Source organism: Kitasatospora sp. NPDC004531 (assembly GCF_053602195.1).
Genome location: NZ_JBSGDD010000045.1, coordinates 38,376 through 55,505, shown reverse-complemented (window position 1 = coordinate 55,505; position 17,130 = coordinate 38,376). Strand labels below are relative to the sequence as shown.

The following is a 17,130-nucleotide window of genomic DNA, read 5'->3' as shown; positions in this document are numbered from 1 at the left end:
CGTCGCCCCCGGCGCGGCCGGGCGCAGCAGGTCGGCCGGGCCGACCCCCAGCAGGGTGGTCGCGACGGCCGCGCCCACCGCCACCGTCAGCGCCGCCGCCGCGCCCGTCAGCAGGCCGGTGTGCAGCCGGCTGTCCGCCACCAGCAGCGCCGGGGACGGCAGCCGGGGGCCGGGGCAGCCGTGCAGCGCCGCCTCGTGCAGCAGCGCGCCGAGGCGCTCCGCGAACTCCGGGTCGTCCGGGTCGGGGCCGACCAGCGCCGGGACCTCCCGGGCCAGCGAGGCGCGCGCCGCCCGCACCCGGGCCGCGGCCGCCGCCGCGGTCGACTCCGCCTCCACCGCCAGCCGTTCGACCGACAGCCCCAGCGTGTCGTGCAGCACCAGCGCCCGGCGGCGCGGCCGCGACAGCCGCTGCAGGGCCTTGAGCAGCGCCTTGTCGCGGGGCGTCAGCCGGGTCGGCGGCTCCGGGGCGACCGGCTCGGCGACCTTGATGCGGCGGCGCGGACGCAGCGCCGGGGTGCGGCGCGGGCCGCCCCGGTGCCACGGCGACAGCGCCAGGTCGAACGCCGCCGAGCGGACGTGGCCCTCCGGGTCGGGCAGCGCCGACACCTCCGGCCAGCGCCGGCCCGCCGCGCCCAGCGCCAGGTGCACGCAGTGCACGGCGCGGTGCCGGTGGCCGGTCAGCAGGAAGGTCTGCTGCACCAGGCGGGTGTGCACCAGCGCGGCGAACTCGGCGAAATCGGCGGGGGGTTCGGCCGGGGCCGGCTCGGACTCGGGCGCGGGCGGCTCGGACGGGGCCGGCTCGGCCGGGGTGTCGGGGGCCCCGGCGGCAGGCTCCGGCCCGGGCGGGTTGCCGGGTGGCGCCGGCTCGTCCGTCGTCGGTTCGGGTGAAGCCTTCGCGCGGTCCTTCGGGCGGCCGGCGGCCGGCGGCGCGGCGGGCCGGCCCAGGGCGGCGGCGAGGACGGCGGCTTCCTCGTGGGTGCGGGCGCCGAGTTTGCGCATGGCGCGGTTGAGGTGGGCGCGGGCGGTGCCGGGGGCGATGCCGAGGTTGCGGGCCAGCGTGCGCAGGTCGTCGCCGGCGGCGAGGCGGGCCAGGGCCTGGGTTTCGCGGGGGGTGAGGCGGCGCAGCAGGCGCTCGGCGTCCTCGCGGGTGCGGGGGGAGTCTCCGGTGGTGCGCTCGGGTTCGGCGGTCGAAGGTGAAGTCACCGCAATCCTCCGCTGCGAATCCGTCCCGGCGATAGGCACATGTACTGATAATCCGGGACACGGCGAAGGTTCGCGCGTTGACACCCCGTAACGCGCGGCCTTGGCAGCATGTGGCCCATGACGCAGCTGATGGGCCGTCCGATCCTCGGCCTGCCGAGCGAACTCGACCCTCGTTCCCCCCTTGCCGATCTGCTCGCCGGAGTCCGCACCGCGCTGCTCACCCTGTCCGTGGTCGCCGTCCCGGTGTTCGGCCTGTGGGTGCTGGCCCCGTACGGCGACGACTCGGCGCAGGGCGCGGCCAGGACGGCGTTCGCACTCTGGCTGCTCGGCCACGGCGCGCCGCTCGCCCGGGGGCCGGAGGGCGCGCCGGTGACGGTGGTTCCGCTGCTGCTCACCGTCGTCGTCTCGGTGCTGCTGGTCCGGGCCGGGCGGCGGCAGGCCCGGCGTGCCCGGGGGCGCGGGTTCGTGCGCTGGCGCTCCCCGCTGGCGATGTACGCCGGGTACCAGCTGGTCGCGGCGGGCGCGGTCGCGCAGTGCGCGGACCCGGAGACGGCGCTGTGCTCGCGGGCGGTGCCGGACCTGCTGGCGGTCGCGGCGCTGACGGCCGGGGCGATCGGCTACGGGCTGTGGGCCGGGCTCGGACGGCCCGGGCAGCTGCGGCGGCTCCCGCTGCCGGACGTGCTGTGGCCGGCGGAGGGCGCCGAGCCGCTCGCGCTGCGGGTGCTGGCGGGGTGGGGGGCCGCGCTGCTGGCCGGCGGCGGGGCGGTGTTCCTGGCGGCGCTGCTGCTGGGCTCGGCCGGGCAGAGCGCGCAGCGGCTCGGCGGCGGCACCGCCGGCTGGCTCGGCATGCTGCTGGCCTGCCTGGCGCTGGTGCCCAACGCGCTGCTGTGGGCGGCCGGTTACGCGCTCGGCCCGGGCTTCACGGTCGGCGCGGGCGGCCACGGCGGGCCGCTCGGGACCAGGCTCGGCGCCGTCCCCGAGTTCCCGCTGCTCGCCGTGCTGCCCGGCCCGCGCGGCGCGGACTGGCACCTGCTGGCCTGCGCCGGGCCGGCCGCCGCCGCGGTCGTCGCCGCGCTGCTGCTGGGCCGCGCCGCCACCCGCTGGAGCGCCGCGCAGACCGCCGTGGTCGCGGCCGTCACCGCGCTCGCCGCCGCACCGCCCGGGATGCTGGCCGGCTGGTCCTGCGGGGGCGCGCTCGGCTCCGGCCGGATGTCCGAACTCGGGCCGGTGCCATGGCAGTTCGGCCTGGCGCAGAGCGCCTGGCTGCTCGCCGTGGCGGTGCCGGGCGCGGTGCTGACCCGCTGGTGGCACACCCGCCGCGGTCCCGGCCCGACGGTGCGGCTGCGGGTCGGAACGTACCGCCTGGTGTGCCGGCTCGCGGCCTAGTCGCGCCGGGGCTTCCGGCCGGGGCCGGACCGCGAGGAGCCCGGTCGGATCCGACCGGGCTCGTGCGCAGGTACTCGGCGGGCCGCTCCGGGCGGCGCCGGTCAGGCGTCGCGGCGGCGCAGGGTGCGCAGGCCGGCCAGGACGGCGACGGCCGTCCACAGGGCCATCAGCAGCAGGCCGGTGCCGTGGCCGAAGTGGAACTCCGGGTCGTCCTGCAGGCGGGTGGCGTACAGGCCGGCCCGGTCCGGCAGGAACTGGACGAGGTCGCGGACCCCGGGGATCGCCGACAGCGCGGTGGTGCCGAGCGAGACCAGCGGGGTGAGCAGGCCCAGCGCGGCGGTCTGGTTGCGCAGCACCGTGGTCAGCGACAGGCAGATCAGCAGCAGCAGCGGGTGGTACAGCACGCCCGCCGCGAGCGCCCGGTAGGTGCCGGGGGCGGACAGGTCGATGCCCACCGAGCCCATGGTGGCGGCGAGTTCGCCCGTCACGGTGAGCAGGCCGACGGCCAGGCCCAGGCCCGCGCCGATCAGCAGCTTGCCCCGGTAGAAGCGCATCCGGTCGGGGACGGCGGCCAGCGACGTGGCCAGCGTGCCGGAGGAGTACTCCTGGCCGACCAGCAGGATGCCCAGGCAGACCACCGCGACCTGGCCGAAGTTGAGGCCGTAGTACAGGCCCACCATCGGGTCGTCGGTCAGCGAGGCGTCGACCTCGCCGTAGGCGAGCTGGGCGGCCGCGGTGATGCCGGCGCTCAGCGCGATCGCGATCAGCGGGGTGGTCCACAGCGAGCGCAGCGTCGTGAACTTCGCCCACTCGGCGCGCAGCGGGTAGGTGGTGGCGCTCATGCCGCCACCGCCCGGTACTCGACGGCGTCCGCGGTCATCCGCATGAAGGCCTCCTCCAGTGAGTCGTGGGTGACGGACAGTTCGATCAGCACCACCCGGCGGGACGCGGCCAGCGCGCCCAGCTCGCCCGGTTCGGCGTCCGGCACGTCCCAGGCGTCGTCGCCGGCCGGCGTCGCCTCCGGGTGGTGCTCGGCGAGCAGTGCGGCCAGCGCGGCCCGGTCGACGGCGCGGACCCGGACCCGGCGGCGGCCGTTCTCGGCCAGGAAGTCGGCGGTCGAGGTGTCGGCCAGCAGCCGGCCCCGGCCGATCACCACCAGGTGGTCGGCGGTCTGCGCCATCTCCGCCATCAGGTGCGAGGAGACCAGCACCGCGCGGCCCTCGTCGGCGAGCCGGCGCAGCAGCGTCCGGATCCACCGGATGCCCTCCGCGTCCAGGCCGTTGACCGGCTCGTCCAGCAGCAGCGCGGCCGGGTCGCCGAGCAGCGCGGCGGCGATGCCCAGGCGCTGGCGCATGCCCAGCGAGAAGGTGCGGATGCGGCGGTCGGCGGCGTCGGAGAGGCCGACCATGGCGAGCACGTCGCCGATCCGGCGCTTCGGCAGCCCGTGCGAGGCGGCGATCCAGCGCAGGTGGCCGGCGGCGGTGCGGCCGCCGTGCACGGCCTGCGCGTCCAGCAGGGCGCCGACCCGGCGCAGCGGCTCGGTGAGCTGTTCGTAGCGGCGGCCGTCGACCAGCACCTCGCCGGAGGTCGGGCGGTCCAGGCCGAGCACCGTCCGCAGGGTGGTGGACTTGCCCGCGCCGTTCGGCCCGAGGAAGCCGGTCACCCGGCCCGCCTCCACCCGGAAGGTGAGGCCGTCCACGGCCCGGCGCTCCCCGTACGCCTTGGTCAGGTCACGAATCTCGATCACGGCGGCTCTCCTTCCGTCGGTTCCGACTGGCTGTGACGAACAGTCAACCGAACGGCGCGGGACGGGAGATCCCGCCGGGGAGTGGTCGTCCTCCCTCTCGGGAGGGAGGGCGCCGCGGGGGTCGGATGGGGCAGGATGGCGCGATGCCCGCACCCTTCGCGCCGCTGCTGCGCCCCGTCACGTACGCCCGCTGGCTGCACCTGCTGATCGGCATGCTGTTCGCCGGGGTCGTGCTGCTGGTCTACCCGGGGACGGAGGGCATCTCGACCGGCCGGATGGTGCTGGTGGGCGCCGCCGTCGACGTGCCGCTGCTGTGCCTGCTGGCGCTGGTGCCGGGGGTGCGGCAGGTGGAGGGCGTCCAGGCGCGGCTGCTGCTGGTGCCGGAGCGCGAGGAGGCGATCGGCATCGCGCCGTCGGCGAGCTGGGCGGACCGGGGGCGGACGGCGCTCTGGCTGGTCGCCCGGGTGGCGCTGGGCACGGCCGTCGGGTCGCTGATGATCGCGGCGGTCGGCGCCGCCGCCACCGCCGCCGGGCCGCCGTTCGGGCCCCGGGCGCTGCTCGTCCCGCTCCTGCTGTTCGCCCTGCTGTGGCTGGTGGAGCTCACCGGACGGCTTCAACTCGCCATGGCGGTAAGGCTGTTGGGCCCGTCGGCGGCCGAGCGGCTGGCCGCCGCGGAACTGCGCGCCGAACGCCTGCTGGAGCGCAACCGGCTGGCCCGCGAACTGCACGACTCGATCGGCCACGCGCTGACCGTGACGGTCCTGCAGGCCGGCGCGGCCCGCGAGATCGCCGACCCGGCGTTCCGCGACAAGGCGCTGGACGCGATCGAGACCACCGGCCGCCGCGCCCTGGACGACCTGGAGCGGATGCTGGTGCTGCTGCGCGAGGCCCCCGAGGGGGCCGCTGCCGAGCAGCCGGGCCTGGACCGCGCCGAGGAGCTCTTCGCCGGCGCCCGCGCCGCGGGCAGCCCCGTCGACGCCCGCCTGGAGGTCCGGGTCGCCGAACTGCCCGGCGTGCTGTCCCGCGAGGCGTACCGGATCGTCCAGGAGGGCGTCACCAACGCGCTGCGGCACGCGCCCGGCGCACCGATCCGGATCCGCGCGCTGGTCGAGGCCGGCACGCTGGAGCTGTCCTGCCGCAACGCCCCCACCGGCCGGGGGAGTTCGCGCAAGGGCGGCGGCAAGGGCCTGCGCGGCATCCGCGAACGCGCCGTGCTGCTCGGCGGCGAGTGCGAGGCCGGCCCCGACGGGACGGACTGGGTGCTGACGGTGCGGCTGCCGCTACGGTTGGCCCGGTGACGATGATCAAGGTGCTGCTGGTCGACGACGAGGAACTGATCCGGGCCGGCCTGCGCGCCGTCCTGGACGCCCAGGACGGCATCGGCGTGATCGGCGAGGCCGAGGACGGCGCCCAGGCCCTCGCCCTGGTCCGCACGCTGCGCCCCGACGTGGTGCTGATGGACGTCCGGATGCCCGGCGTGGACGGGCTGGCCGCGACCCGGGCGATCCTGCGCGCCGCGGACGAGCCGCCGAAGATCCTGGTGGTCACCACCTTCGAGGCCGACGACTACGTGTACGAGGCGCTGCGGGCCGGCGCGGACGGCTTCCTGCTCAAGCGCTCCCGCCCGGCCGAGATCGCCCAGGCGGTGCGGCTGGTCGCGGCCGGCGAGTCGCTGCTGTTCCCGGCGTCGATCCGCCGCCTCGCCGCGGCCCGCGCCGACCGCGCCGCGGACGGCGGCGCGGTGGCCCGGGCCGGGCTGACCGAGCGCGAGGAGCAGGTGCTGCGGCTGATGGCGCGCGGCCTGTCCAACGCCGAGATCGGCGAGCGGCTGCACCTGGGCGTGCAGACCGTCAAGACGCACGTCAGCAGCCTGCTCGGCAAGCTCGGCGCGCGCGACCGCACCCAGGCGGTGATCGCCGCCTACGAGTCCGGCTTCGTCGCCCCGGCCGCCGACGAGGCCTGACGGCTCACTCCGCCGGGCCCTCGTAGATCGTGGTCACCCAGGCGGGGACGTCGGTGCCGCAGCTGTGCACGCCCTCCCTGGTGATCGCGGAGTTCACGCAGTCCAGGTAGTCGTGGTACGCGAACTGCATGCCGAACGTCGCCAGCGACATCACCAGCGCCAGTCCGCCGGTGAGCAGCGCCGACAGCGCGGCCGGGACCTGCGGGCGGACCGGGCGCGGCGCGAACGGGTCGGTGACCGGCTCGGCGGGCGCGCGCAGCACCGTCACCGCGTACCAGACGGCGAGCAGGGACAGCGGGAAGCCGATCCAGAACAGGCCGAACAGCGTGCACAGCAGCGCCGCGAAGCCCGACAGCAGGGCGTTGCGGGCGGTGCGGTGCGCCGGGTCGGACAGGTCGAGCCGGGGCCCCTGCGGGCCGGGCTCGGGGCGCGGGCCCCACTGCGGCGGCTGCGGGCGCCCGTCGTCCGGCGACCCGTCCGGCCGGTCGCCGGAGGCGGGCGGCTGCGGAACGCGGGGACGCCAGGGCTGGTCCGGGGCGCCGGGCGGAGGGGGCGCGAAGGGGTTGCGCTCGCCGCTGTCCTCGCCGCTGCTCATGGTGTCGGCCGTTTCTGCTCGTCGGTTCTCCGCCCGGCGGTGGGGGAGTGGGCGGTCGGTCAATGATCCCCCAACCGCTCGGCGGCTGTAAGGCACCCTGCCGGACCGCCGCCGGGCGGCCGGGAGATCCCCGTCTCAACTACGCGCGTAGCGTTGCCAGCTGGTTACGGGTGCCCTCCCACCAGCCGTTATCGTGGTGACGGTCGGCAGCTCCCGACGGTTCCCCGGGGCCCGCAGCGCCGCGGCCGCCCGCGCCCGTCGACGGCTCCCGACCTGCCGCCGCCCGTAATGGCCCCACCGACGGTGGACGTACCAGCGGGCGACACCGACCTACGGAGACTCGCGCCGTGGCTGCCGCTGACGCCCAAGTGTTCCCGCCCCGTACCCCCGGACCGGCCCGGCTGGTGGTGCTGGTCTCCGGCTCCGGCACCAACCTCCAGGCGCTGATCGACGCCGCCGCCGACCCCGCCTGGGGCGCGGAGATCGTCGCGGTCGGCGCGGACCGCGAGGACATCGCCGGCATCGACCGCGCCGAGAAGGCCGGCATCCCGGTCTTCGTCGAGCGCGTCAAGGACCACGCCGACCGGGCCGCCTGGGACGCCGCGCTGACCGCCGCCGTCGCCTCCCACCGGCCCGACCTGGTGATCAGCGCCGGATTCATGAAGATCCTCGGCCCCGCGTTCCTCGGCGCCTTCGCCGGACGCACCGTCAACACCCACCCCGCGCTGCTGCCCGCCTTCCCCGGCGCGCACGGCGTCCCCGACGCGCTCGCGTACGGCGTGAAGGTCACCGGCTGCACCGTGCACCTGGTGGACGCCGGCGTGGACACCGGGCCGATCATCGCCCAGGGCGTGGTGGAGGTCGAGGACGCCGACCACGCCGACGGCGGCGAGGCGCTGCACGAGCGCATCAAGACAGTCGAGCGCAAGCTGCTCGTCGAGGTCGTGGGCCGGCTGGCCCGCGAAGGACACCGCATCGAAGACCGAAAGGTATGGATTCCGGCATGAGCGCCGCCCCCTCCGCCACTGCGCCCGTCTCCGAGAACGTTCGCCCGATCCGGCGCGCGCTGATCAGCGTCTACGACAAGACCGGTCTGGAGGAGCTGGCCCAGGGCCTGCACGCCGCCGGGGTCGCCATCGTCTCCACCGGCTCCACCGCCGGGCGGATCGCCGCCGCCGGCGTCCCGGTCACCGAGGTCTCCGAGCTGACCGGCTTCCCCGAGTGCCTGGACGGCCGGGTCAAGACCCTGCACCCGCGGGTGCACGCCGGCGTCCTCGCCGACCTGCGCCTGGAGTCGCACCGCGCGCAGCTCGCCGAGCTCGGCGTCGAGCCGTTCGACCTGGTCGTGGTGAACCTGTACCCCTTCACCGCCACCGTCGCCTCCGGCGCCACCCCCGACGAGTGCGTCGAGCAGATCGACATCGGCGGCCCGTCGATGGTCCGCGCCGCCGCCAAGAACCACCCCTCGGTGGCCGTCGTGGTCGACCCGGCCCGCTACGCGGACGTGCTGACCGCCGTCCGGGACGGCGGCTTCGACCTGCTGACCCGCAAGCGCCTGGCCGCCGCCGCGTTCGCGCACACCGCCGCGTACGACGTCGCCGTGGCGAGCTGGTTCGAGGAGTCCGGCTACACCGAGTCCGAGGAGGCCTTCCCGACCTTCCTGGGCGACACCTGGGAGCTCGGCAACGTCCTGCGCTACGGCGAGAACCCGCACCAGCAGGCCGCGCTCTACCTCGACGGCACGGGCGGCCTGGCCGGCGCCCAGCAGCTCCAGGGCAAGGAGATGTCCTACAACAACTACGTGGACACCGACGCCGCCCGTCGCGCCGCCTACGACCACGCCGGCCCCGCCGTCGCGATCATCAAGCACGCCAACCCGTGCGGCATCGCCACCGGCGCGGACGTCGCCGAGGCCCACCGCAAGGCGCACGCCTGCGACCCGGTCTCCGCGTACGGCGGCGTGATCGCCGTCAACCGCCCGGTCACCGTCGAGCTGGCCGAGCAGATCGCCCCGATCTTCACCGAGGTCGTCGTCGCCCCCGGCTACGAGGACGGCGCCCTGGAGGTGCTGGCCAAGAAGAAGAACCTGCGGGTGCTGCTCGCCCCCGAGGCCCCCGCCGACAAGCTGGAGTCCCGCCGGATCTCCGGCGGCGTGCTGCTCCAGCAGGTCGACCGCGTCGACGCCGCGGGCGACGACCCGGCCACCTGGACGCTGGCCACCGGCGAGGCGCTGTCCGCCGACGAGCTGGCCGAACTCGCCTTCGCCTGGCGGGCCTGCCGGGCCGTCAAGTCCAACGCGATCCTGCTCGCCAAGGACGGCGCCTCGGTCGGCGTCGGCATGGGCCAGGTCAACCGGGTCGACTCCTGCAAGCTGGCCGTCACCCGGGCCGGCGAGCGCGCCACCGGCTCCTACGCCGCCTCCGACGCGTTCTTCCCGTTCGCCGACGGCCTGGAGATCCTGCTGGAGGCGGGCGTCAAGGCCGTCGTCCAGCCCGGCGGTTCGATCCGCGACGAAGAGGTCGTCGCCGCCGCCGAGAAGGCCGGCGTGACCATGTACTTCACCGGGACCCGGCACTTCTTCCACTGACGCCCGGTCACCGCACGCCGAGGGCCCCGCACTCCGACCGGAGTGCGGGGCCCTCGGGCGCTCGGGGCGAGCGCTACCTCTTGATCACCACGGTGCCGGCGGCACGGTCGTGCCAGCCCTGCAGCTTGCCGGAGTTGTCGAAGAACGGCGACAGCCAGACCAGCAACAGGCCGATGCCGCACAGGACGTAGCCGACCTGCGGGATGATGAAGCGGATGAAACCGCCGCCGACGCCCGGGTTCTGGCCGTCGTTCTCCCTGACCACGCGCAGGCCCAGGGCCATCTTGCCCAGGGTGGCGCCCGCCAGGCCGACCATCAGCCACTCGTAGAGCAGGTTGAAGATGCCGATCACGGCGATGAAGCCGAAGAAGACCGCGAAGAAGCCGCCGACCGCCTGGGCCTGGTCGTCCATGCAGCTCTGGTACGACGAGGTGCCGTAGAGGGTGGAGCAGTCCTTGATGTCGTTCGTCATGCCGAGCATGCCGGCCAGGCCCAGCGCGAACGCGATGCCCAGCACCACACCGGTGATCAGGCCGTCCAGCAGGCGGGCCAGGAAGCGCTGGCCCATGGTGGCCACCCGCACCATGCCGATGTTGGCGATGTTGATGTAGCCGTTGTTGGCCTGGATCGTGCCGGGCGCCTGCGGGTAGCCGTAGCCGTAACCGGCCTGCGGCGGCACCTGGCCCTGCGGGTAGCCGTAGCCGGGCTGCGGCTGCTGCGGCGGCTGCTGCGGGTAGCCGTAACCGGGCTGCTGCTGGCCGTACGGGTTGTTGGGGTCGGGCGGGTAGCTCATCGATGCCTCCGGGCAGGAAGGAGCGTGGACGGAACAGTGAAAACCTGGGGACGGACGGGCAGGGGAGTCGCCGACCGGGTCGGACAGTAGCGGACGGGTCCGACGGAGCGGGGGTCAACAGCCATCGGCAGCAGACCCGTTCAGAGCGTGAGGACGCCGAGCCGGACCAACTCCCAGACCCAGGCCGCGATCGCGGCCACGCCGAGCAGCAGGTTCCGGCCGCCGTACGACAGCCCGCGCCACCAGCGGCCCGGGCCCAGCGGCGCGAACACCAGCGCCGCCACCACCGCCACCGTCACCGGGTTCGCCGCCAGCGCGGCCCCCCACTGCGCGTGGCCGGCCTCGATGAACACCGTGGTGCTGCCGCACAGCGGGCACGGCACGCCGGTCATCAACCGCAACGGGCAGAGCACGCCCGGGTCGTGGGCGTCGTGCACCGCCGCCACCGCGAACGCCGCACCCGCCGTCGCGGCCAGCCCCACCAGCACCCGCAGCACCGCGCCCGGCAACGCCTGGACCGACCCGCGCCGACGATCCGCCGGCGCACCGCCGCCCGGCGGCAGCGGACGGGGCGTCACCGGCGCGGCCGGCCCGGGAGCCGCGGAGCTCATCCGGTCTGGAAGGCGAGGACGAGGACGCCGATGCTGATCAGCACGGCCAGCGAGTTCAGCGCGATGCCGCCGATCGCGGCGGTGCGCCCCGTACCGCCCAGCTGCGCCGCCTTGTTGAGCCCCCCGACGCCCAGTCCGAGGCCCACCAGGCCGGCCAGGCCGACGACCCAGCAGGACAGCAGGATCGCCACGAAACCGACCACCACCGAGGCCGTCGCCAGCGCGTTGTTCGCCGCCATCGGAACGCCGGGCGGGTACGGGTGCGAGAAGTGCTGCGGCTGCGGCTGCGGATAGCCGTAGTGGGGCTGCTGCGGCGGCTGCGGCGCCTGGGGATAGCCGTACGACGGCTGCTGCGGCGGCGGGCCGGGCGGGCCGCCTGCCTGGCCGTAACCGCCGTACGGGTCCGGCTGGTACGGATTGCTCACGTGTCGATTCCCCCGACTTTTTTCGTCTCCCGCCGCCCGAACAGTCCGTCACCAGGTGGTGGGCGGCGGTACTTGCTTTGTCATCGTGGGCCTTGGCGCAGCACGCTGTCCAGCCACATGCGGGCCGAGGACACGACCGTGGCACAACCGCAACCCCCTCGGCACGCTCCGTGGCCGCGCCCCGGACGCTCCGTGCAGGCCACGCCCCGGCACCGACACCGGCCCCGCATCCGGAAGAATGGAGACATGACTGCCCAGATTCTCGATGGCAAGGCCACCGCGGCCGCGATCAAGTCCGAACTCGCCGTCCGCGTGGCGGCCCTCAAGGAACGGGGCATCGTCCCCGGCCTCGGCACCGTCCTGGTCGGCGACGACCCGGGCAGCCGGTGGTACGTCAACGGCAAGCACCGCGACTGTGCGGAGATCGGCCTCGCCTCCATCCAGCGCGAGCTGCCGGCCGACGCCACCCAGGAGGACGTCGAGAACGTCGTCCGCGAGCTCAACGCCGACCCGGCCTGCACCGGCTACATCGTCCAGCTGCCGCTGCCCAAGGGCCTGGACCAGAACCGCGTGCTGGAACTCATGGACCCCGACAAGGACGCCGACGGCCTGCACCCGACCTCGCTCGGCCGCCTCGTCCTCGGCATCGACGGCCCGCTGCCCTGCACCCCGCTCGGCATCGTCGAACTGCTCCGCCGCCACGACGTCGCCATCGACGGCGCCGAGGTCGTGGTCGTCGGCCGCGGCATCACCGTCGGCCGCTCGATCGGCCTGCTGCTCACCCGCCGCAGCGAGAACGCCACCGTCACGCTGTGCCACACCGGCACCCGCGACCTCGCCTCGCACCTGCGCAAGGCCGACATCGTCGTCGCCGCCGCGGGCGTCCCGCACCTGGTCAAGCCCGAGGACGTCAAGCCCGGCGCGGCCGTGCTCGACGTCGGCGTCTCGCGCAGCGAGGGCAAGATCGTCGGCGACGTGCACCCCGGCGTCGCCGAGGTCGCCGCGTGGATCTCCCCCAACCCCGGCGGCGTCGGCCCGATGACCCGCGCGATGCTCCTCAACAACATCGTCGAGGCGGCCGAGCGCCGCGCCGGCGTCTGAGACCGGTGCCCGGCGTCATGAAGCGCGCCCGCCGCCGACCCGTCACCACCGAAGGAACCCTCCCGCCGGAGGGTTCCCGGGCGGCACTCGGCCGCGGCCACACCCTCCCGCTGCGGCAGTGGCCGATCACCCTGGTGCTCGCCGTCGCCACCCTCGGCCTGCTCACCACCTGGGCCGGCAACTTCCGCCTCGGCCTGCTCGCCGTCGGCATCGCGCCCCTGCTCGGCGCACTGCTGAGACTCGGCCTCCCGGACGTCGGCATGCTCGCCGTCCGCAGCCGGTTCACCGACGTCACCCTGATGTTCGTCCTCGGCGGGGTGATCGTGCTGCTGACTCTGGTGGCGCAGCCCAGCCCGTGGCTGAACGTCCCGATGCTCGACAACATCGGCCGCCTCATCGGGCACCCGGCCCGATAGGGGCGGGGGAGAGCTGCGCGACAAGCGCAAGTCACGTCCGCAAGGTCGCGATCACGTGCAGGTCATTGTCCTGCGTCGCGATCTTGCGGACGTGGTGCGTTCCCCCCTCGCGCAGTTCCCCGCGCCCCCGGTTGTGCTCCCCCTGGTTTCCTCGTCCACCTGCCTTCGCGCCTGTCCGTGCTGCTGCGATAGCCTGTCTCGGGTCTCTCGACATCGAGAGATCATCTCGGCTCCAGCGCGCCGATGTGCCTGGGGCGCCTGGCGACAGCTGGAGAAGGTAGATATGACTCGCACCCCCGTCAACGTCACCGTTACCGGAGCGGCCGGCCAGATCGGCTACGCGCTGCTCTTCCGCATCGCCTCCGGTCACCTGCTGGGTGCCGACGTTCCGGTGAACCTGCGCCTGCTGGAGATCCCGCAGGGCGTGAAGGCCGCCGAGGGCGTCGCGATGGAGCTGGACGACTGCGCGTTCCCGCTGCTGCGCGACATCACCATCACCGACCAGGCGAACGTCGCGTTCGACGGCGCCAACGTCGCGCTGCTGGTCGGCGCCCGTCCGCGCACCGCGGGCATGGAGCGCGGCGACCTGCTGGCCGCCAACGGCGGCATCTTCGGCCCGCAGGGCAAGGCGATCAACGCCCACGCCGCGGACGACATCAAGGTCCTGGTGGTCGGCAACCCGGCCAACACCAACGCCCTGATCGCCCAGCGCAACGCCCCGGACGTTCCGGCGGAGCGCTTCACCGCGATGACCCGTCTGGACCACAACCGCGCCGTCGCCCAGCTGGCGAAGAAGGCCGGCGTGACGGTCGAGGACGTCAAGAAGGTCACCATCTGGGGCAACCACTCGGCGACCCAGTACCCGGACCTGTTCCACGCGGAGATCTCCGGCAAGGCCGCGTTCGACGCCGTCGGCGCGGACCAGGAGTGGGTCGAGAACTTCTTCATCCCGAAGGTCGCCAAGCGCGGCGCCGAGATCATCGAGGTCCGCGGCGCGTCCTCGGCCGCCTCGGCCGCGAACGCCGCCATCGACCACGTGTACACCTGGGTCAACGGCACCCCGGCCGGCGACTGGACCTCGATGGGCATCGTCTCCGACGGCTCGTACGGCGTGCCCGAGGGCCTGATCTCCTCGTTCCCGGTCACCACCAAGGACGGCAAGTTCGAGATCGTCCAGGGCCTGGACCTCTCCGAGTTCGACCGCACCCGGATCGACGCCTCCGTCAAGGAGCTCGCCGAGGAGCGCGACGCGGTGCAGGAGCTCGGCCTCATCTGAGTGCCGCCGCACAGCGTGTGAACGGCCGGGCGCCCACGGGGCGCCCGGCCGTTCTCCTACACTCGCGCTGTGAGCGAAACCCTGCAGGACGCCGCGCTCGTCCTGGTGTTCATCATGCTGGGCGGTCTGTTCAACGTCGCCGAGATCGCGCTGATCTCACTGCGCGAGGGGCAGATCCGCACCCTGGAGTCGGCGGGCTCGCGCCGGGCGGCCAGGGCGGCGCACCTGGCGGCCGATCCGAACCGGTTCCTGGCCGCCGTGCAGGTCGGGGTGACCTGCATGGGCTTCCTGTCGGCGGCGTTCGGCGCCGACACGCTGGCGGGCAAGCTGGCCCCGGTGTTCGTGAAGGCGGGCCTCTCGGACGGCGTCGCGGACGCCGTCGCCCTGGTCGGCCTGACCCTGGTGATCTCCTACGCGTCGCTGGTGCTGGGCGAGTTGACGCCCAAGCGGATCGGCCTGCAGCGGGCCGAGTCGATCGCCCTGCTGGCCGCGCCGGTGGTGGACGTGATGTCGGTGGTGCTGCGCCCGGTGATCTGGCTGCTGGGGCACTCGACCAACCTGATGGTGCGGCTGCTGGGCGGCGACCCGTCCGCCGGGCGGGGCGTGATGAGCCCGGAGGAGCTCCGCGGCCTGGTCGCCGCCAACACCGAACTCGGTTCGGACGAACGCGAGTTGATCAACGAGGTGTTCGCGGCGGGGGAGCGCCAGCTGCGCGAGGTGATGGTGCCGCGCACCGAGGTGACGTTCCTGGACGCCGACCGGCTGGTGCGCGAGGTGCGCGCCGAGACGGACTCCTCGCCGCACTCCCGCTACCCGGTGGTGGAGGGCTCCTACGACTCCGTCACCGGCTTCGTGCACGTCCGCGACCTGTACGGGGTGCGCGGCGAGGAGGCCGCCCGGGTCCGCGAGCTGGCGCGCCCGGTCAAGCTGCTGCCCGCCACCAAACGGGTGCTTGAGGCGATGAGCGAGATGCGCCGCGAGGGCCACCACCTGGCCATCGTGGTGGACGAGTACGGCGGCACCGCGGGCATCGTCACCCTGGAGGACCTGGTCGAGGAGGTGATCGGCGAGATCCGCGACGAGTACGACGCGCAGGACACCACCGCGACCCGGCGGCTGGCCGGCGGCGGCGTCGAGCTCGACGGCCTGCTGAACCTCGCCGACTTCGCCGAGGAGACCGGCTTCGCGCTGCCCGAGGGCCCGTACGAGACGGTCGCCGGCTTCGTGGTGCGCGAGCTCGGCCGGCTGCCGCAGAAGGGCGACCAGGTGCTGACCGACTCCGGCGCCCGGCTGACCGTGGCCCGCCTCGACGGGCGGCGGATCGAACGGCTGCGGGTGAGTGCCGTCACACTGCCGAACCCGCCTTCGCCGGACGTTTCCTGAGCGGCCCCGGGAACTGGAACAATGGCTCCATGGTCAACGCAGCGGTCACCGGTCCGGTGAAGGACCGTCCCCGGGTGCTCTCCGGCATCCAGCCCACCTCAGGCTCCTTCCACCTGGGCAACTACCTCGGCGCGGTGCGCCAATGGGTCGACATGCAGGAGGCCAACGACGCCTTCTACATGGTCGTCGACCTGCACGCGATCACCGTCGAGCAGGACCCGGCGGCGCTGCGGCAGAACACCCGGGTCTCCGTCGCCCAGCTGCTCGGCGCCGGCCTGGACCCGGAGCGCTGCACCCTGTTCGTGCAGTCCCAGGTGCCCGAGCACGCGCAGCTGGCCTGGGTGATGAACTGCCTCACCGGCTTCGGCGAGGCCTCCCGGATGACGCAGTTCAAGGACAAGTCCCTCCGGCACGGCGCCGACCGCACCACCGTCGGCCTGTTCACCTACCCCGTGCTGATGGTCGCCGACGTCCTGCTCTACCAGACCCAGACCGTCCCGGTCGGCGAGGACCAGCGCCAGCACCTGGAGCTCACCCGCGACCTCGCGGAGCGCTTCAACACCCGCTACGGCAAGACCTTCACCGTCCCCGAGCCGTACATCCTGAAGGCCACCGCCAAGATCCAGGACCTGCAGGACCCGACGGCGAAGATGAGCAAGTCCGCGGCCAGCGACAAGGGCCTGATCAGCCTGCTCGACCCGGCGAAGACCAGCGCCAAGAAGTTCAAGAGCGCCGTCACCGACACCGACACCGTCGTCACCTACGACGAGGCGAACAAGCCCGGCGTCTCCAACCTGCTGCGGATCCACTCGGCGCTCAGCGGGATGAGCGTCGAGCAGCTGGTCGCGCACTTCGACGGCAAGATGTACGGCGCCCTGAAGACCGAGCTGGCCGACCTGTTCACCGACTGGGTCACCCCGTTCCAGACCCGCGTCCAGGAGTACCTGGACGACCCGGCCGAGCTGGACCGGGTGCTGGCGCTCGGCGCCGACAAGGCCCGCGCGGTGGCGTCCGAGACGCTCGCCGAGGTGTACGACCGGGTCGGCTTCCTGGCGCCGAAGCGCTGATGCCGACGGCTGCCGCCCCCGACGGTGACGGGCTCGACCGGCCCGTCACCATCGGCGTGTCGATACACGTCCCGGAACCGTACGGCAGTCAGGTGCAGGACGCCCGGGCCGGCCACGGCGACCCGCTGGCCCGGGCGATACCCACCCACGTCACCCTGCTGCCGCCCACCGAGACCAGCACGGACCGGCTGCCCGGGATCGAGCAGCACCTGCGGGCGGTCGCCGCCGGGCGGCGGCCGTTCCGGATGCTGCTCCAGGGCAGCGGCACCTTCCGGCCGGTCTCCCCGGTGGTGTTCGTCCGGGTCGAGGAGGGCGCGCAGGAGTGCCGCGAGCTGGAGGCCGAGGTCCGCTCCGGCCCGCTGGCGCGCGAGCTCGCCTTCCCCTACCACCCGCACGTCACCGTCGCCCACGGCCTTCCCGAGGCGATCCTGGACGAGGCGCAGGAACAGGCGCGGAGTTTCCGCGCCGTGTTCGACGTCACCGAATTCGTGCTCTCCACATTCGGCGCGGACGGCGTGTGGCGGCCCTGGCGCGGTTATGAATTCGGCCGTTCCTGACCATTTCTGAAGGTTTTCCG

The 17,130-nt window shown here is 74.2% G+C and carries 18 protein-coding genes; 11 read left to right on the top strand and 7 right to left on the bottom strand.

Features of this window, described 5'->3' with window-relative positions; translation table 11 throughout:
• Window positions 1-1,203, bottom strand: a 1,203-nt coding sequence (locus ACWEMJ_RS19440) for a LuxR C-terminal-related transcriptional regulator (protein WP_452138294.1), incomplete at its 3' end; no start/stop codon positions are given.
• Between the two features lie 117 nt (window positions 1,204-1,320).
• Here ACWEMJ_RS19440 and ACWEMJ_RS19435 point away from each other — a divergent pair.
• A complete protein-coding gene (locus ACWEMJ_RS19435) occupies window positions 1,321-2,589 on the top strand; it encodes a cell division protein PerM (RefSeq protein ID WP_452138293.1) in 1,269 nt (422 codons plus the stop codon).
• A gap of 101 nt (window positions 2,590-2,690) precedes the next feature.
• Here ACWEMJ_RS19435 and ACWEMJ_RS19430 read toward each other — a convergent pair whose 3' ends face one another.
• Window positions 2,691-3,431 (bottom strand): ABC transporter permease, encoded by a 741-nt coding sequence (locus ACWEMJ_RS19430; protein ID WP_452138292.1) that lies wholly within the window; start codon window positions 3,429-3,431, stop codon window positions 2,691-2,693.
• Window positions 3,428-4,336 (bottom strand): ABC transporter ATP-binding protein, encoded by a 909-nt coding sequence (locus tag ACWEMJ_RS19425; protein ID WP_452138291.1) that lies wholly within the window; start codon window positions 4,334-4,336, stop codon window positions 3,428-3,430. Before ACWEMJ_RS19425 ends, ACWEMJ_RS19430 begins: the two co-directional genes overlap by 4 nt.
• A 143-nt stretch (window positions 4,337-4,479) precedes the next feature.
• Here ACWEMJ_RS19425 and ACWEMJ_RS19420 point away from each other — a divergent pair, with 143 nt between their 5' ends.
• Entirely contained in the window at window positions 4,480-5,634 is a 1,155-nt protein-coding gene (locus ACWEMJ_RS19420) for a sensor histidine kinase (RefSeq protein WP_452138290.1), read from the top strand.
• A 2-nt stretch (window positions 5,635-5,636) separates the two neighbouring features.
• Window positions 5,637-6,299, top strand: a complete 663-nt coding sequence (locus tag ACWEMJ_RS19415; protein ID WP_452138295.1) for a response regulator transcription factor — start codon at window positions 5,637-5,639, stop codon at window positions 6,297-6,299.
• Window positions 6,300-6,303: 4 nt separating this feature from the next.
• On the opposite strand, the gene ACWEMJ_RS19410 is transcribed toward ACWEMJ_RS19415, so the two are convergent.
• The gene (locus ACWEMJ_RS19410; RefSeq protein ID WP_452138289.1) at window positions 6,304-6,894 is read right to left on the bottom strand and encodes a hypothetical protein; all 591 of its coding nucleotides are present in this window, start codon (window positions 6,892-6,894) and stop codon (window positions 6,304-6,306) included.
• 347 nt (window positions 6,895-7,241) lie between these two features.
• Between ACWEMJ_RS19410 and purN the strand changes: the two genes are divergently transcribed.
• Together purN and purH are read left to right on the top strand one after the other, a co-directional pair.
• Entirely contained in the window at window positions 7,242-7,901 is a 660-nt protein-coding gene (purN, locus tag ACWEMJ_RS19405; RefSeq protein ID WP_452138288.1) for a phosphoribosylglycinamide formyltransferase, read from the top strand.
• Entirely contained in the window at window positions 7,898-9,481 is a 1,584-nt protein-coding gene (gene purH, locus ACWEMJ_RS19400; protein WP_452138287.1) for a bifunctional phosphoribosylaminoimidazolecarboxamide formyltransferase/IMP cyclohydrolase, read from the top strand. The genes purN and purH overlap by 4 nt, the downstream gene beginning before the upstream one ends.
• A gap of 73 nt (window positions 9,482-9,554) precedes the next feature.
• Here purH and ACWEMJ_RS19395 read toward each other — a convergent pair whose 3' ends face one another.
• The 3 genes from ACWEMJ_RS19395 to ACWEMJ_RS19385 all read right to left on the bottom strand — a co-directional run bounded on the left by ACWEMJ_RS19395 (window position 9,555) and on the right by ACWEMJ_RS19385 (window position 11,310).
• Window positions 9,555-10,274, bottom strand: a complete 720-nt coding sequence (locus tag ACWEMJ_RS19395) for an RDD family protein (RefSeq protein WP_452138286.1) — start codon at window positions 10,272-10,274, stop codon at window positions 9,555-9,557.
• Between the two features lie 140 nt (window positions 10,275-10,414).
• Window positions 10,415-10,885, bottom strand: coding sequence for a DUF2752 domain-containing protein (locus tag ACWEMJ_RS19390; RefSeq protein ID WP_452138285.1), 471 nt, complete (start codon window positions 10,883-10,885; stop codon window positions 10,415-10,417).
• On the bottom strand, window positions 10,882-11,310 hold the full coding sequence (locus ACWEMJ_RS19385; RefSeq protein ID WP_452138284.1) for a hypothetical protein: 429 nt from the start codon (window positions 11,308-11,310) through the stop codon (window positions 10,882-10,884). Before ACWEMJ_RS19385 ends, ACWEMJ_RS19390 begins: the two co-directional genes overlap by 4 nt.
• A gap of 246 nt (window positions 11,311-11,556) precedes the next feature.
• Between ACWEMJ_RS19385 and ACWEMJ_RS19380 the strand changes: the two genes are divergently transcribed.
• From ACWEMJ_RS19380 to ACWEMJ_RS19355, 6 genes are all read left to right on the top strand, one after another.
• Entirely contained in the window at window positions 11,557-12,411 is an 855-nt protein-coding gene (locus ACWEMJ_RS19380; RefSeq protein ID WP_452138283.1) for a bifunctional methylenetetrahydrofolate dehydrogenase/methenyltetrahydrofolate cyclohydrolase, read from the top strand.
• A 17-nt stretch (window positions 12,412-12,428) separates the two neighbouring features.
• Complete coding sequence (locus tag ACWEMJ_RS19375; protein ID WP_452138282.1) at window positions 12,429-12,827, top strand: DUF3017 domain-containing protein; 399 nt, start codon at window positions 12,429-12,431, stop codon at window positions 12,825-12,827.
• Window positions 12,828-13,110: 283 nt separating this feature from the next.
• Entirely contained in the window at window positions 13,111-14,103 is a 993-nt protein-coding gene (locus ACWEMJ_RS19370; protein ID WP_452138281.1) for a malate dehydrogenase, read from the top strand.
• Between the two features lie 69 nt (window positions 14,104-14,172).
• Complete coding sequence (locus ACWEMJ_RS19365; RefSeq protein WP_452138280.1) at window positions 14,173-15,486, top strand: hemolysin family protein; 1,314 nt, start codon at window positions 14,173-14,175, stop codon at window positions 15,484-15,486.
• A 29-nt stretch (window positions 15,487-15,515) separates the two neighbouring features.
• The gene (gene trpS, locus ACWEMJ_RS19360; protein WP_452138279.1) at window positions 15,516-16,553 is read left to right on the top strand and encodes a tryptophan--tRNA ligase; all 1,038 of its coding nucleotides are present in this window, start codon (window positions 15,516-15,518) and stop codon (window positions 16,551-16,553) included.
• A complete protein-coding gene (locus ACWEMJ_RS19355; RefSeq protein WP_452138278.1) occupies window positions 16,553-17,110 on the top strand; it encodes a 2'-5' RNA ligase family protein in 558 nt (185 codons plus the stop codon). Before trpS ends, ACWEMJ_RS19355 begins: the two co-directional genes overlap by 1 nt.
• Window positions 17,111-17,130 lie beyond the last annotated feature (20 nt).